The sequence below is a fragment of the Bradyrhizobium sp. 6(2017) genome, assembly GCF_011058295.2.
GTDB classification, from domain to species: Bacteria; Pseudomonadota; Alphaproteobacteria; order Rhizobiales; family Xanthobacteraceae; genus Bradyrhizobium; species Bradyrhizobium septentrionale.
Map to the genome: position 1 here is coordinate 5,153,833 of NZ_CP049289.2, position 15,419 is coordinate 5,169,251.

The following is a 15,419-nucleotide window of genomic DNA, read 5'->3' on the forward strand; positions in this document are numbered from 1 at the left end:
CGATCCTGCCTGTATTACTATGCCGCTCAATTCACCTCGGTCTCCAACCGGTTCTCGAGTCGATAGCCAACCCCCGATTCGGTGACCAGCAGGCGCGGCTGGTTGGGATCGGTCTCGATCTTCTGGCGCAGCTTGCGTACCAGGATACGCAGGTACTGAATGTTGTCCCGCTGATTGCCCGTCCATATCTCCTTAAGCAACTGGTCGTGCGTGACCACCAGACCGACATGCGTCGCAAGTACGTGAAGCAGCCGGTACTCCTTACGCGTCAGTTTGATTCTGGCAGTATTGAGCTCGACGGTCCGGCTAACGAGATCGACGGAGAGCGGCCCGACCACAACGACGGGATTCTCCGTCGCGCTCTTGAAGTAGCGGCGCAAGGCGGCGTCACTGCGCGCAAGCAGTTCAGCCATGCCGAACGGCTTGACGACGTAGTCGTCCGCGCCTGCCTGCAGCAGGCGGACCTTTTCAGTTTCGTCGGCTTCGACGGAGAGTACGATCACCGGGACGTTTGACCACGAGCGCAGCCGTTCCAGCGTTTCGCTGCCGTGCAGGTCGGGCAGAGCCAGGTCGAGGATCACGAGGTCGGGCGCGTTGAATGTCGCGATCTTCAGCCCCTCGGCGGCGTTCTCGGCCTCGGCCACGGAGAAGCCGTGGATCTCGAAGCCCGCACGCAGGAAGCGCCGGATCTTGGGCTCGTCGTCGATCAGCAGGACGAGATTCCGAGAATTACTCATCGTCGTAGGTCGCCAGTTCCCGGTCCGAGGTCTGCAACGCCGGTAGCAAGATCGATGCCGTCGTCCCTAGACCCTGGCCGCGACTCATCAATTCAACGCTACCGCCATGCGCCCTGATGAAGGTCGATGCGATCCAGAAGCCGAGTCCCGAGCCGGGGACGCTTGTCTGATGGCGTGGGCTTCGGAACGACTTGCGGCCGAGCTGGAGCTGCTCGTCGGGCGTGACGCCGATCCCCTGGTCGATGATCGACATCACGACGCGCCCGGAGGCATGCCGGGTCTGCACGGAAATTGTCGACCCGGACGGAGAGTATTTGGCGGCGTTTTCCAGCAGCTGGCCGCAGGCCTCCTCGATCAGACCGGTATCGACATTGAGCAGCGGGAGGTCGTCGTCGAATCCGATCTCGATCCGGTGCGCCGCCAGCCGCCGCGCACGGGTCTTGAGTGCGGCGTTGACGATGTCGCTTGGGTCGGACCATTCGAGACGGGGCGTCAGCCCGCCGGCCGTCACGCGCGTTGCGTTCAGCAGATTGCGGATGTAGCCGTCGAGCCGGGCGACCTCGTCGGTGACAGCTTCGACCAGCGAGCCGAGCCGATCGTCGGTAGCGACGGCCGGCATCGCGCTCATGACGCTGACCGATCCCTGAATGGCGGCAAGCGGCGAGCACAGCTCGTGCGAGAGCGTGCCGTGGAAGGCGTCCCGCAACAGTTCGGCCTGCAGATGCAGCCGGGCATCGTCCATCGCCTTGCCGATATCGAGCCGCTGCAGCGTCAGCGAGACCTCCTCGAGCACCGCCTCGATCCTTGCGGTTCGGCTTCCGATCGCATCGCGCGGGCTGCGCCCGACATTGATGGCGATGACGCCGTGCACCACCGTGTTCGAGCCGATGGCGCGCAGCAGCCAGACATCCTGTGTCGGCTCATCGACGATATTGCCCGCCGTCTTGGTGGCGGTGGCCGTCATGGCCGCGACAGCTTCCTGGACCGCGGGCGGGGTGAGCCCCGACTCCGGCAAGGATTCGAAATGCCCGTCGGAAGATGCGACGAACAGTGCCGCGCGCTGACCGAGCGTGTTCGATAAATAGTGGCTGATAGCGTCGATCAGATCGGAGATGGTGAAACAGGCGGCGAGTCGCTTCGAGAGTTCATAGAGGTGCTGGATTTCCCGCTCGCGACGCCGCAGCCGCTCGGTCTCCTGGCGCAGGCGCGATGCCAAATTGCTGCTTGCCAGTGCGACGACGAGGAAGACGAGGAGGTCGATGGCTTCCTGCGGATTGTCGACCCGAAGGCTGTAAAGCGGGGCGAAAAAAAAGAAATCCGCCGCGGCGATCGCCATCAGCGACGCCAGCGTGCCCGACCAGACGCCCCACCGGGTCGCCGCAAAGATGACCGGGATCAGATAGGCGATCGGGACCAGATTTGCCGCAACCGGCCCCTCCAGCACGAACATGACTGCCGTGACCGCGCCGATCAATCCGGTCGACCAGAGCAGAGGCAGGAAATCCCGCCGCATCACCGACGATGGTCGTTCATCGGATTTCGATACGAATGGTAGCCCGGCTTCGCCCGGGCGCGCGCTAACGTCTGCGAGCCGTTGAAGCAGGGGCAGGGAATCAATCAAGGATTTCGCCTTCGTAGAGAAAGACACCGGAAGATCCTCGCAATGGCCTTCCCGGCCAGCACGAAATCCACCCCGGCAACATCCGACAGAAACGTGGGGGCGAGGGCGTTGCGCCGTCAAAACGGCCGGGGCCCGCACACAATATCCAACGCTTGACTGTCGGTTGCTGCCCCGATGTCGCTAACTACCCAGCGATCGGAGCATCCTCCGGAACGAGGTAGAAAAGCTATGCTGTTCGAGGGCGCAGGAAATATAAAAGTAATAGCCGCGGCCCGGCGTTCGTGGCCGGCCGCGGCGGATTGGACGGGGGCACCCCCTGGCACGGTGGCGACAACGGCGCGAGGCGGCGGCTTCAACGCTGGTGAAGCAGGGGCGAGGCATCATCCGACTTCTGGAGTATCGCGTTGACATAGCTGAGGGCCAACCGCTCCCCCGCAAGCTCCGGCTTCGACGCCTGGTACAGGCCGGCCTCGCCGGTCTGGCTGGCCCGGGGCGGCGTCAATTTGCTGATCGCCGCCGAGCTGATGTATTTCGGCGGATAGAGATAGAAGTCCATCAGCGGGGTCAGCGAGCAACCTGACTGCCGCTTCAGGATTGCGAGGGCCCGCGCACCGGCGTCGGGATAGAGCGCACTCCAGCCGGCAAAACTGCTCGCCAATATCTCCAGCGCCAGGATCGCGGTCGCGATTTCGACAAAGCCCTGGTTGGATTTCTTGGCGCTTCGGGTGGTCGAAGCCTTCCGCAGCCATTGCCGGAATTCGCGATGCCGTTCGATGAACGGCCCGAGCCGCGCTCGCCACAGCATGTCGGGCAGGCAGGCGTAGCCATGAACGTCGTGATAGCTCTCGATCAGATTGCGGCACTGCGCCGTGAGATTGGCCGGCAGAAAGCCAAGATCGACGTCGTTGACCTCGTCGGCGAGAGCGACGTCGTTCGCACCATTCGTAACGTTCGCCACGACGCGGAGCGCTCCATTGCACTCGATGCGAAAGATTCGCTCGATGCCGGGAGATTAGCCACGGGGCGCGTATATCTTCGATCTCCATTCAGGGCGATCTGCATAGCAATAAAATAGCGCACGGATCGGATGCGGACCGAGCTATGGCGGAAATGACACAGAGTTCTGGAAATCTATCGCAATGCAACCAGCGAATGTCACAAAACAGCAAGATATTCGCCGAGTTCTTGAGCAAGCGCGCGAGCAACTGATGTTTCTGCGAGCAAACGACGCGACGAGAAGTGTTTCGGATATTTTATCTTAATGAAAGCGCGGGGAGACCCGTATCGCCTTTTTCTCAGCGCCCTACGAATGATTACGCAGACGTTACACGCGACAGCGTTCCAAGCGTCGGTAGCAATATCTTGGGGCAAAATCATGAAGAGACTCTTTTTGGCGGGCGTATCGTTGACGGCGGTGAGCCTGTTCAACGCGGCTCATGCAGCCGACGCCAATCCGCCGTTGTTGAAGGCGCCGGCCTCCACGTGCGATCCCTACAAGAATTACTCCTGCCTCGACAGCTATCTCGGCAGCGACTTCTTTACGCGGTTCGTCAACTATTACCGGCTGGAATGGGGCCACGATGCCGCGCCGTCGGATCCGAAGGCGCCGCCGTCCCGCCGCGCCTACTGGCCGACGACGCCGCAGAGCACGCCGCCGATGCCGTTCGCAGACTGGCCGTATGGTGGCTCGACGAACATCGGCGACACCCGGCCAAGCTCGGTCGACAGCCCCCTGATGGCGGCGCTCGGCAACACGCCCGCAGGTCAGTGGATGAACGATGCGCACATCCAGGTCTATGGCTGGGTCAATGCCGGCGGCAACCTCAGCAACAACACGGTCAAGGGCGGCAATTCGCCGGCGGCTTATGACTACAACCCGAACACGGTCCAGCTCGACCAGGCGGTGGTCTACATCGAACGCCTGCCGGACACCGTCCAGAAGGATCATGTCGACTGGGGCTTCCGTCTCGCGCCGATCTACGGCGAGAACTATCGCTACACGACCGCCTATGGTCTCTGGAGCAATCAGCTTCTGAACCAGAACAAGAACTACGGCTACGACCTGCCGATGGCCTACGGCGAGGTGTTCGTTCCGCAGGTGCTGGAAGGCCTGATGTTCCGCTTCGGCCGATACATCTCCATTCCCGACATCGAGGCGCAGCTCGCGCCCAACAACTACATGTATACGCACTCGATGACGTATACGTTCGACAACTATACGAACACCGGCATCAACACGACGCTCGCGGTGACCAAGAACTGGATGCTCCAGCTCGGTCTCACCGTCGGCACCGAGGCAATGCCGTGGCACGTCGGCCAGAAGATCGACAACCCGGCGCCGAATCCGCTGTTTCCGTACAGCACGATGCTGAAGGATCCCGGCGCGCAGCCCAGCGTCAGCGTGGGTGTCCGCTATACGACCGACAGCGGCAATGACGGCGTCTATGTCGTCGCCAACGGCATCAACAACGGCACCTGGGGTTACAATAACCTGCAGTGGTACGGCCTGACCTACTATCACAAGTTCAACGACCAGTGGCACATCTCGTTCGAGACCTACAACGAGCACCAGAACAATGTGCTGAATGCGAATAATCCAGCGGCATTGGCGTCCTTCCTCGCGGGAGGCACTCCGTTCTCGCCGCAGGTGATGCCCTTTAATTCGCCGTTCCTCGCACAGTGCAGCAATGCTGCGGTGTTCTCCTGCACGGCCTCGGTCCAGACCTTCCTGACCTACATCAGCTACAAGCCGACGCCGCTCGACAACATCTCGTATCGCCTCGAATGGTTCGACGACCAGCAGGGGCAGCGGACGGGCGTCAAGACCCGCTATGTCGAGACCGGCATCGGCTGGCAGCACTGGTTCTCGCCGCAGATCGAGATCCGGCCCGAAGTTTCCTACTACAGGGCACTCGACGCGGCGGCGTTCAACGGCAACTCGAATCTCGGAATTGCGCCCAACAAGAAGGACGCTCTGATCGGTTCGGCAGACATCATCATTCACTTCTGATCCAGAGGCGACGCCACGTCGACCAGATCGCGTGGCGTCCCCATCAGAAACTAGGGGATTAACAATGAAGCACGTTTTCTTCACCACCGCAGCGCTCGGAGCGCTGTTGCTTGCCTCGCCGGCGATGAGCGCAGACCTGCCGCTCTATACCAAGGCGCCGGCGATCGCTGCACCGGCATACGACTGGTCCGGCTTCTATGTCGGCGTGTTCGGCGGCGGGGGCTTCGGCAATCACAACCTCAACAATGCACTCGGACCGGCGGGCGCAGCCAACTACACCATCAACTATTCCTCGAACGGTGGAATTGCCGGTGGCGAGATCGGCTACAATGTGCAGAGCGGAAGCATCGTGGTCGGCGTGGAAGCCGACGGCTTCTGGTCCGGGATCAAGGGCAGCGACGCCTCGCAGTTCAATGCCGGAACGCTGCCGATCGGCTCCATGGATGCGACCAGTCTCCGCGACGGCTTCACCGTCCGCGCCCGCGGCGGTATCGCGGTCGACCGGTTGCTGCTGTTCTTCACCGGCGGCTGGGCCTATGGCGAATTCCAGCACACCAACACCGATCCGGTCTTCGGCATCGATCAGTTCAACGCGAACAGGAGTGGTCTGACGGCGGGCGGCGGCATTGCCTATGCGCTCACCAACAACCTGATCGGCAAGTTCGAGTACCGCTACTACGACTTCGGTCGGTACGACCGTGCAGCGCCGGCCAACGGCCAGCTCCCGTATACCGTCGACAACACGCTTTCCGTCGTGACGCTGGGCCTCGACTACAAGTTCGGCGGTCCCGTGGTTGCGAAGTACTGATCGGCGACGCGACGTGACGCCGCTGCAGACCGCAGCCGGAAGGGAGGACGGGGTGATGAGCTCGACACTGAAACGCGTGGTGTTGCGTGTCGTCGCGGTCGCGGGCCTGTGCGCCGCGGCCGCCGGCTGCGCCAGCGATGTGGCGGTGCCTGCGGGGGACGGCTCGGTCCCCCACATGCGCTATTACGGCGGCCCGAAATCGCCGATGTGGCCAGGCCAGTAGAGATCCGATGCGTGCGCGTCGCTTTCATGCAGCAGGACGTTCCGGCACCAGGCTGATGGTTCATCTTGGCGTACTGCTGTTGATTGGCTCCTGCGGCGATGCATCGGCGAAATCGACCCGTCGGCATTGGCACGCCCGCAGGCCGCATTCGCAGACGATGCTCGTAGCCTGGTCTCCGGCGCCGACGCAGCGACCGCTTCGGCTTGGACCGATGCGGTATTACGGCGGTCCGAAGTCGCCGATGTGGCGCGCGCCGGCCGAGAATTGACGGTGGAAAATCGCCGGGTTGGCCCGATGGACGGGCGTGGCACACGCGTAATCGCGGGGGTGCGGCTTTGAGATGATGATGATTGCGAACTGGACTAGGCGGTCTGCCATGCTGCTCGGCGCGGTTGCGCTGGGAGCTGCAGGATTGTTTGGCGCAAGCCGGATGTTGGTTCCGCATGCCAAATCGACCGAGACGTCGAGCCAGGCGAGAGCCAAATTGCCGCGCTATGTGCCCACCGCCGCCGAATGGGCGACGCTGTCGATCGAGCCGGTATCGGACCATGTCTTCCGCGCCGAGCACATCACCGAGGGCAAGATCGCGGTCAACGATGAGAGTTCGACCCCAGTGTTCTCGCCCTATGCCGGTCGCGTCACCAAGCTGCTGGTCAAGCCGAGCGATACGGTCGAGCGCGGCCAGGCCCTGTTCGTCGTCGAAGCTACCGACAGCGTCCAGGCGCTGAACGATTTCGTTGCGACGCTCAGCACGCTCAACACGGCGCGTTCGAAGCTCAAGCTGGCCGAGATCGTGGAGAAGCGGGCCAACGATCTCTATGCCGGCAAGGCCGTCCCGCTGAAGGATTGGCAGCAGGCGCAGGCCGATCTGACCGGCGCGCAGAACGACCTGCGTTCGGCCGAGACCGCGCTGGAAGCGACGCACAACCGGCTGCGGATCCTTGGCCGCTCCGAAGACCAGATCGCGACGTTCGAGCAGACCCGGCAGATCAGCGCCGACACGCCGATCTATTCGCCGATCGGCGGCACCGTCGTGCAGCGCAAGGTCGGTCCCGGCCAGTTCATCAGCACCGGTGCCAGCGATCCGGTGTTCGTGATCGGCGATCTCTCGACTGTCTGGCTGACTGCGTTCGTTCGCGAGAGCGAGGCCGCTGACGTCGCCGTCGGGCAGGAGATCACCTTCTCGGTCCTGGCACTGCCCGGCAAGCAGTTCAAGGCCAGGCTCGATTATGTCGCGGCGGCGATCGATCCCGCGACACGCCGGCTCCTGGTGCGCGCCACCCTCGACAACAAGGACGGCCAGCTCAAGCCCGAGATGTTCGCCAGTGTCACGATCTACAGCGGGGGCGGCCGCCCTTCGATCGGCGTACCCAGGCAGGCGTTGATCTATGAAGGCGAACACGTGCGCCTGTGGGTCGCGCGCGAAGACAAGTCGATCGAGCTGCGCGAGATCGAGCCGGGTCTCGTCAACGGAAACCTGGTCGAGGTCCGCGGCAATCTGAAGACGGGCGAGCAGGTCGTGACCCGCGGCAGCCTGTTCATCGATCGGGCGGCGTCAGGCAGCTGATCCAGTCATCCGTCCTTGTAAAAATGAAGATCTGATCGAATGGATCGCATCGTAGCTTTCGCAGTCAGCCGCCGCTATCTGATGGTGGGCCTGTTTGCCGCCGTCCTGATCGGCGGACTGGTTGCGTTCCAGCAACTGAACATCGAGGCCTATCCCGATCCGACCCCGCCGATGGTCGATATCGTCACGCAAAGCCCCGGCCTGTCGGCCGAGGAGATCGAGCGCTACATCACGATCCCGCTGGAGGCCCAGGTCGCGGGCCTCAGGAATCTGAAGGTGATCCGGACGATCTCGCTCTATGGCCTGTCGGACGTGAAGCTGCAGTTCTCGTTCGATTACACCTATGACCAGGCCCAGCAGCAGGTGCTGAACCGGCTGTCCCAGCTGGCGCCGCTGCTCAACAACGCCCAGCCGCAAATCTCGCCGCTCAGCCCGATCGGCGAGATCTACCGCTACCGTCTGGTCGGGCCGCCGAACTATTCGGTGCTCGACCTGAAGACATTGCAGGACTGGGTGCTGCAGCGCCGCTTTCGCACCGTGCCAGGTGTGATCGACGTGACCGGCTGGGGCGGCAAGACCAAGACCTACGAGCTCCAGGTCGATTTCAACAAGCTCGTCGCCAACGGCCTGACGCTGCCGCAGTTGCTGCAGGCCGTCAGCAATGCCAATGTCAACGTCGGCGGCAACACCGTCGACATCGGGCCGCAGTCCGCGGTGGTGCGCGGCGTCGGCCTGATCCGCTCGATCGACGGGCTCGCCAGCACCATGGTATCCGGCAGCGGCAGCACGCCCGTCCTCGTCAGGGACGTCGCGACCGTCACGGTCGGCGAGCAGCCGCGGCTCGGCATCGCCGGCCAGAACGAAGCCGACGACATCGTTCAGGGCATCGTGCTGATGCGCCGCGGCGAGCAGAGCTCGCCGACGATCTCCCGGGTCGAGCAGCTGGTCAGCCAGATCAACAATTCGTCGATCCTGCCGCCGGGCGTGCGGATCGAGCGCATCTATGATCGCAAGGACCTGATCGAGACCACCACGCATACCGTGCTGGAGAACATGGTGGTCGGCATCGCGCTGATCGTGTTCCTGCAATGGGTGTTTCTCGGCGATCTGCGCAGCGCATTCATCGTCGGCGCGACGATACCGTTCGCGCTGTTCTTCGCGGTCGGCATCCTGGTGCTGCGGGGCGAATCGGCCAATCTGCTGTCGGTCGGCGCGATCGACTTCGGCCTGATCGTCGACGCCACGGTCATCATGGTGGAGGCGATCTTCCGGCGGTTGTCGCACACGGTGCGGCTGTCCGCGCAGGAGCAGGCGACGATCTCCGCGAGCACGATCGCGGACATGAAGCATCATGCGATCCTGACCGCGTCCGCCGACGTGTCACGCTCGATCTTTTTCGCCGCAGCCATCATCATCGCGGCGTTCCTGCCGCTGTTCACGCTGAGCGGCGTCGAAGGCAACATCTTCGGCCCGATGGCGCGTACCTATGCCTATGCGCTGGCCGGCGGCCTGCTTGCGACCTTCACGGTGACGCCGGCGCTCAGCGCGATCATCCTGCCGGCGCATGTCGAGGAGACCGAAACGTTCGTGATGCGTTTGCTGCATCGGCTTTACATGCCGGTCCTCGCCCGCTCGCTGGCGCATCGCCGGGTGGTGTTGGTGGCGGGAGCCGGCCTGATCCTGATGACCGCACTCGCGGTCCGGCTGCTCGGGCTCGAATTCCTGCCGAAGCTCGAGGAGGGCAATCTGTGGATCCGTGCGACCTTGCCGCCGACGATTTCGCTGCAGGAGGGCAATGCCTATGTCAACGAGATGCGCAAGCTGATCGCGCAGCGGCCGGAGGTCGAGTCGGTGGTCTCGCAGCATGGCCGCCCCGATGACGGCACCGACGCCGCGGGCTTCTTCAACGCCGAGTTCTTCGCGCCGCTGAAGCCGGCCAAGGAGTGGCCGGAGCGTGAGGGCAAGGACGAACTGACCGCCAAGCTGCTCGCCGACCTGCAGGAGCGCTTTCCCGGCGTCGAGTTCAACTTCTCGCAATACCTCCAGGACAACGTCTCGGAGGCGGTGTCGGGCGTCAAGGGCGAGAACTCGATCAAGCTGTACGGCAACGATCTGCAGGCGCTGACCGACACCGCCAACAAGATCAAGTCGGTGCTGTCGACGGTACAGGGCGTCACCGATCTTGCGGTGTTCACCTCGCTCGGCCAGCCCACCGTGCAGATCGACATCGATCGGGCACGGGCGGCTCGCTACGGGCTGTCGCCGGGCGACATCAACACCACGATCAGGACCGCGATCGGCGGCGATAGCGCCGGCGACCTCTACGAGCCCGGCAGCGACCGCCACTTTCCGATCATCGTCCGCCTGGCGCCGCAATACCGGCGCAGCGCGGAGGCGATCCAGAACCTGCGCATTGGCGCCCAGGGCCCCAACGGCATCACCCAGGTGCCGCTCAGCGAGGTCGCGACCGTCAAACTGGTGTCGGGTGCGGCCTATATCTACCGCGAGCAGCAGGAGCGATATCTGCCGATCAAGTTCTCGGTCCGCGAGCGCGATCTCGGCAGTGCGATCCAGGAGGCGCAGGACAAGGTCGCGGCGCAGGTTCAATTGCCGCCGGGCTCGCATGTCGAATGGGTCGGCGAGTTCGGCAATCTGCAGGATGCGATCAAGCGCCTCTCCATCGTGGTGCCGATCAGCCTCGCGCTGATCGCGATGCTGATCTGGTTCAATTTCGGCTCGCTGATCGATACCGCGCTCACCATGAGCGTGATTCCGATGGCCGTGTTCGGTGGGATTCTCGGGCTGCTGCTGACCGGAATCCCGTTCAGCGTCTCGGCGGCGATCGGATTCATCGCGCTGTTCGGCATCTCGGTGATGGACGGCATCATCATTCTCTCGCAGTACAACCAGCTGATCGACGAGGGCATGGAGCGCGGCGCGGCGATCCTGCGCACCGGCGAGCTGCAGCTCCGTCCGGTGCTGATGACCTGTGTCGTCGCGGGGATCGGCCTGCTGCCGGCGGCGCTGTCGTCGGGAATCGGATCCCAGGTGCAAAAGCCGCTGGCGATCGTCGTGGTCGCCGGCATGTCGCTGGCGCCGCTCGTGATCCTGATCACCTTGCCGGCGCTGATCTCGATGTTCTCGCGGCGAACCCGGCCGGGTCTCGCGCCGACGCGCCAGCTTGCGCCGGCGGAATGATGGACCGGAACGATGCGTGACCGAGTGAGGCGTCAAAGCGGTTCGGGGCAGGGGGGGCGACGGCCTCGCAGGGCGATCATCGCGCTCGCCGTATTGGTGGCGCAGGCCGCGCCGTCGTCGGCCGAGACGCTGACCGAGGCGCTGGTGCAGGCCTACCAATCCAGCCTGCAGCTCAATGCGGAGCGCGCGCGTCAGCGCGGCACCGATGAGAACGTGCCGCAGGCGCTGGCCGGTTATCGGCCGCAGATCATGGGCAGCCTCAGCGCCGGCCTGCAGGCGGTGCGTAATACGCTGCCCGACAATACCATCCAGAGCGCCACGCTGCGGCCATGGACGATCGGCGTGACCGTGAGCCAGGTGCTGTTCAACGGCTTCAAGACCGCGAACAGCGTCAGGGTAGCCGAATTTCAGGTGCTGTCCGGGCGCGAGGCGTTGCGCAACACCGGGCAGGGCGTGCTGCTCGACGCGGTCACCGCCTTCATGAACGTGCTCGCCAACCAGGCGCTGCTCGAGGCGCAGCGCACCAATGTCGCGGTGCTGCGCGAGATCCAGGCCACGACCATCCGACGGCTTAGCGCCGGCGACGTCACGCCGACCGATACCGCGCAGGCCGAAGCGCGGCTGAACCGCGGGCTGGCCGATCTGAACGCCGCGGACGTGACGCTGGCCATCAGCAAGGCGACCTATGCGCAGGTGATCGGCCGGCCGCCGTCCCAGCTTGCCGCGGCCACCCCAGTCGATCGGCTGTCGCCGGTCTCGATGGCGGCGGCGGTCGAGACCGCCAATCACGAACATCCCGCGGTGCTCGGCGCCGGCTACGACGTCGACGTCGCCCAGACCACGATCAAGGTGGCCGAGAGCACGTTGCTGCCGACCGTGGCGGTCCAGGCGAGTGCCAGCCGGTCCCTGCAATCGGATTCGACGCTCAGCACGTCCGCCACGGACCAGGCCTCGGTGCTCGGTCAGATCAACGTGCCGATCTATGACGGCGGCACGGCGGCGTCGCAGACCCGGCAGGCCAAGGAAGTTACCTCGCAGAGCCGCCTGGTGCTTGAGCAGGTGCGCAACCAGTCACGCACCGCCGTGGTCAGCGCCTGGGTGTCCAATGAAGGCACCAAGGTGGCGCTGTCGGCCGCAGAGTCGGAGGTGCATGCGGCCGATGTTGCGCTGCAAGGCGTCAAACGCGAAGCGCAGGGCGGCCAGCGCACGACGATCGACGTGCTCAATGCGCAGCAGGACCTGACCAACGCCCGCTCGCGTCAGATCCTGGCGCAGCGCGATCGGGTCATCGCGTCCTACACGCTGCTCAGCGCAGTCGGACGGCTCGACGTCCATAACCTTGGGCTCAACACGCCCGACTACCTGCCCGAGGTTCACTACCACCAGGTTCGCGACGCCTGGCATGGCGTCCGCACTCCGTCGGGACAATAGGGATCAATCAGGAGATCGCGTCATGGATCAAGTCGCTGCTCTCAGGCTCTTCACCATCACGATGGCGTTGGCGGCGCTGCTGGTCGCTCCGGCTTTGTCGCAACAATTTCATTCCAAGCCGCCGGGATCGGGCTATCCTGTCGAGAACAAGCCCAAGGTTGACGAAAAGGCCTACAAGGCGGCGCTCGATCGCATCCCCGTTCCCGACAAGGCCTACGATCCCTGGGGCGGCGCGCACGCGGCGGAGGCGCCGCGCAGCGGCAGGAAGCCGAACTGAGCCTCTGATGTCGCAAGGGAGCCCGGCCGACCATGAGCGAACATGTCATCGTCAACGACGAGGAGATGGTGCGCATCATCACGATGCGGCGCCCGGAGAAGAAGAACACGCTGACCCAGGACATGTATCTGGCGATGAGCGATGCGATCGAGACCGCGCAGCGCGATCCGGCGATCCGATGCCTGATCCTGACCGGGCGGTCCGGTGTGTTCACAGCCGGCAACGATATCGGCGACTATCTGCAGGCCGCGACGGCGACGCACGAGATCGCCCGGCCGCGCAACTCGGTGATCTTCCTGCAGTCGCTCGTCCACAACGCAAAGCCGATCATCGCCGCCGTTGACGGCATTGCGATCGGCATCGGCACGACGATGGTGTTCCATTGCGACTATGTCGTCGCCAGCACCACGGCGAGCTTCTCGTCGCCGTTCATCCAGTATGGCCTGGTCCCGGAAGGCGCCACCAGCCTTCTCGTTCCCAGCATGGTTGGGCACCAGCGTGCCTTCGCAATGCTGGTGCTCGGACGGGCGATGAGCGCTGCCGACGGCCGCGAGGCGGGATTCGTCAACCAGATCGTTCCTCCCGGACATGCCGTCGTCGAGGCGAAGAAGGTCGCGCGCGAAATCTGCGCTTTGCCGGCGGAAGCGGTCGCGATGTCGCGAAAGCTGCTCAGGCTGCCGACCGAGGATCTGGTCCGCCGGATCGGTGAGGAGGATCGCAAGTTCGGCGAACGCATGCGCTCACCGGAGGCGATCGCGGCCTTCCAGCGGTTCTTCGCGCGCAAGAAGAGCTGAGCCGCTCCTCGCCGTCGGCACGAACGTGCCATCGCTTTGCCCGCTCGTGATCCGCGTTGCACCGCAGCGCGCCGGCAACATCGATTGCTCTTTTTCTTGATCGACACGGCCGACTGTCTAAATTGTCGGCATCTGCTGATTATTGTTGCGATCGGTCCGGATTGAGATCAGCATCGCCTCATTGCCAACAAGACGCCGAGCAGAGGCGCCAATCGGAAACGCCTGCGCCTGTTCGGTTGAATTCGAACCCATGGAGGGTGCGATGCTGAAATCTCTTGCCACCCTGATCGGTGCCGTTGCCGTTACGGCGCTGCTCGCTCCAGCCGCCTGGGCCGGCGCTTCCGCAAGCGCGCCATCGAAATACACCCGGGTCATGCAGCCGGCGGCGAGCACGCATTTCGTTCGCCAGGCGAAGCGGATCAATGCCCCGGACACTGACGTCTCGGCATCGGCAAGGACTGCACCGTTCCACCGCTGAAGCCAGACACCGAGATCGCCTTTGGTGCAGCAGGCGATCTCAGCCGTGGGTGGAGGCGGCGGGACCGATACTCAGGTGGTTCAATTCAAAGCCCCCCGCGAGATCGTATCGATTACGCCCCTTGGAAAGGTAGCAGATAGCGGCGGCCAGATCGCCCCGTTGATCCCGTTGCACAACGACAACGGGCGCAGGAAGAGGCCGCGGCCGCCGGCGGGGCGAGGAATTAAGCAAGATCGCCTCAGCAATCTCATGAAACGAAATGAAAGAATCGCGCGTGCTATGACTTGAGGGTCATCGGGGGACGCTCCCCCGACAACATAGGAACTGGCCCCGGCTTCTTGCTGGGGCCATTTTTTGTCCGAACCCGAGCCAGCTCAACAAGTTTGAAATCGTGCGCGCTGTTGTCAACGCGCTTCTTCTCGCGCTTCAGCTCCAAACGATCGACGCGCTCATCCATCAGTCGATTCAATTCCCTATCCTGTTGCGTATCCCTTCTATAGAGGGCGCCATGCAGGCCATAGGCGACCAGGATCAGGACGAACGAGATGACCAATAGATAGGTCCAGTTCATAGGGGTCTCCCTTGACGCCTCCATCATGACAGCAAAGGCAATGACTGTCCGTCAGTCGGAGCTTCGTGCCTTGGAGCTATGCAGGTCGACTAGAAACGAGATCGCTGGTCTCTAGAAAAAATTATGCGGTCAAACGATCTCGAGGATGCGCAGAAAGCGTAAGCCCTACGCGCTCTCCAACGTGAAGAGCGCCGCATCGAGCGAAGCGAACGGGCTGATCATAGTAAAATCCGTCAATGCGTTCAAATGATCAGTGCTCGCGCGGTCAGTTGCGTAGCGCACCCTGAGGAAGAAGTGGCAGCTGTTTCTGGGAGTAAGTTGCAATCATTGTCGGGAAAAACAGGCAATAGATGCAGCTCGGAGATCACCGAAAGTGTGTCGCGTTCGCAACGTCACAACAGATCCAATTGTGGATAGACCTCTCCCTACTTCACGGCGTTGCGAATTCATCGTCTAATCATGACGGACCTTCGGCGGCGATTTTATTTCCAAGATGTTCATTTTTGATCGGGTCCAAGAGGCCGCTGTCAGCGGCCAGCGGCCTCTTCATTTCTATTTTGATTGCAATGAAATTGTCCGACGCCAAGCGGCGTCAAATTCATGCTGTATAGTCATGGAGACAAAAATGATTGAAGGACTCAAACCTTACGTAGCATTCGGAGTCGATCCTGCTGGCGTCGCACGCGCAACGTATGAACTTCGTT

13 protein-coding genes are annotated in these 15,419 nt (G+C 63.1%); 9 read left to right on the forward strand and 4 right to left on the reverse strand.

Features of this window, described 5'->3' with window-relative positions; all coding sequences use genetic code 11:
- Positions 1–26 precede the first annotated feature (26 nt).
- The 3 genes from G6P99_RS24050 to G6P99_RS24060 all read right to left on the reverse strand — a co-directional run bounded on the left by G6P99_RS24050 (position 27) and on the right by G6P99_RS24060 (position 3,316).
- Positions 27–737 carry a response regulator gene (locus G6P99_RS24050; protein ID WP_029081835.1) on the reverse strand — a complete coding sequence of 237 codons (711 nt, stop codon included), beginning with the start codon at positions 735–737 and terminating at the stop codon, positions 27–29.
- Positions 730–2,250, reverse strand: a complete 1,521-nt coding sequence (locus tag G6P99_RS24055) for a DUF4118 domain-containing protein (RefSeq protein WP_029081834.1) — start codon at positions 2,248–2,250, stop codon at positions 730–732. The genes G6P99_RS24050 and G6P99_RS24055 overlap by 8 nt, the downstream gene beginning before the upstream one ends.
- Positions 2,251–2,710: 460 nt before the next feature.
- Positions 2,711–3,316: a hypothetical protein gene (locus G6P99_RS24060; protein ID WP_165123597.1), complete on the reverse strand. Its 606-nt coding sequence runs from the start codon at positions 3,314–3,316 to the stop codon at positions 2,711–2,713.
- A gap of 417 nt (positions 3,317–3,733) precedes the next feature.
- On the opposite strand from G6P99_RS24060, the gene G6P99_RS24065 reads away from it, so the two are divergent.
- From G6P99_RS24065 to G6P99_RS24105, 9 genes are all read left to right on the forward strand, one after another.
- Complete coding sequence (locus G6P99_RS24065) at positions 3,734–5,368, forward strand: outer membrane beta-barrel protein (protein WP_084518506.1); 1,635 nt, start codon at positions 3,734–3,736, stop codon at positions 5,366–5,368.
- Positions 5,369–5,432: 64 nt separating this feature from the next.
- Positions 5,433–6,176: an outer membrane protein gene (locus G6P99_RS24070; RefSeq protein WP_029081831.1), complete on the forward strand. Its 744-nt coding sequence runs from the start codon at positions 5,433–5,435 to the stop codon at positions 6,174–6,176.
- A 52-nt stretch (positions 6,177–6,228) separates the two neighbouring features.
- Complete coding sequence (locus tag G6P99_RS24075; protein WP_156928662.1) at positions 6,229–6,399, forward strand: hypothetical protein; 171 nt, start codon at positions 6,229–6,231, stop codon at positions 6,397–6,399.
- 376 nt (positions 6,400–6,775) lie between these two features.
- Positions 6,776–7,966, forward strand: a complete 1,191-nt coding sequence (locus G6P99_RS24080) for an efflux RND transporter periplasmic adaptor subunit (RefSeq protein ID WP_245284714.1) — start codon at positions 6,776–6,778, stop codon at positions 7,964–7,966.
- Positions 7,967–8,005: 39 nt separating this feature from the next.
- A complete protein-coding gene (locus tag G6P99_RS24085) occupies positions 8,006–11,164 on the forward strand; it encodes an efflux RND transporter permease subunit (protein WP_051346387.1) in 3,159 nt (1,052 codons plus the stop codon).
- Between the two features lie 12 nt (positions 11,165–11,176).
- Positions 11,177–12,595 carry a TolC family outer membrane protein gene (locus G6P99_RS24090; RefSeq protein WP_035977061.1) on the forward strand — a complete coding sequence of 473 codons (1,419 nt, stop codon included), beginning with the start codon at positions 11,177–11,179 and terminating at the stop codon, positions 12,593–12,595.
- Between the two features lie 22 nt (positions 12,596–12,617).
- Entirely contained in the window at positions 12,618–12,872 is a 255-nt protein-coding gene (locus G6P99_RS24095; RefSeq protein WP_029081826.1) for a hypothetical protein, read from the forward strand.
- Positions 12,873–12,904: 32 nt separating this feature from the next.
- Positions 12,905–13,666: an enoyl-CoA hydratase-related protein gene (locus tag G6P99_RS24100; protein ID WP_029081825.1), complete on the forward strand. Its 762-nt coding sequence runs from the start codon at positions 12,905–12,907 to the stop codon at positions 13,664–13,666.
- A gap of 262 nt (positions 13,667–13,928) precedes the next feature.
- Positions 13,929–14,144, forward strand: a complete 216-nt coding sequence (locus G6P99_RS24105) for a hypothetical protein (protein ID WP_165123599.1) — start codon at positions 13,929–13,931, stop codon at positions 14,142–14,144.
- Positions 14,145–14,421: 277 nt separating this feature from the next.
- Here G6P99_RS24105 and G6P99_RS24110 read toward each other — a convergent pair whose 3' ends face one another.
- Positions 14,422–14,715, reverse strand: coding sequence for a hypothetical protein (locus tag G6P99_RS24110; protein ID WP_156928660.1), 294 nt, complete (start codon positions 14,713–14,715; stop codon positions 14,422–14,424).
- Positions 14,716–15,419 lie beyond the last annotated feature (704 nt).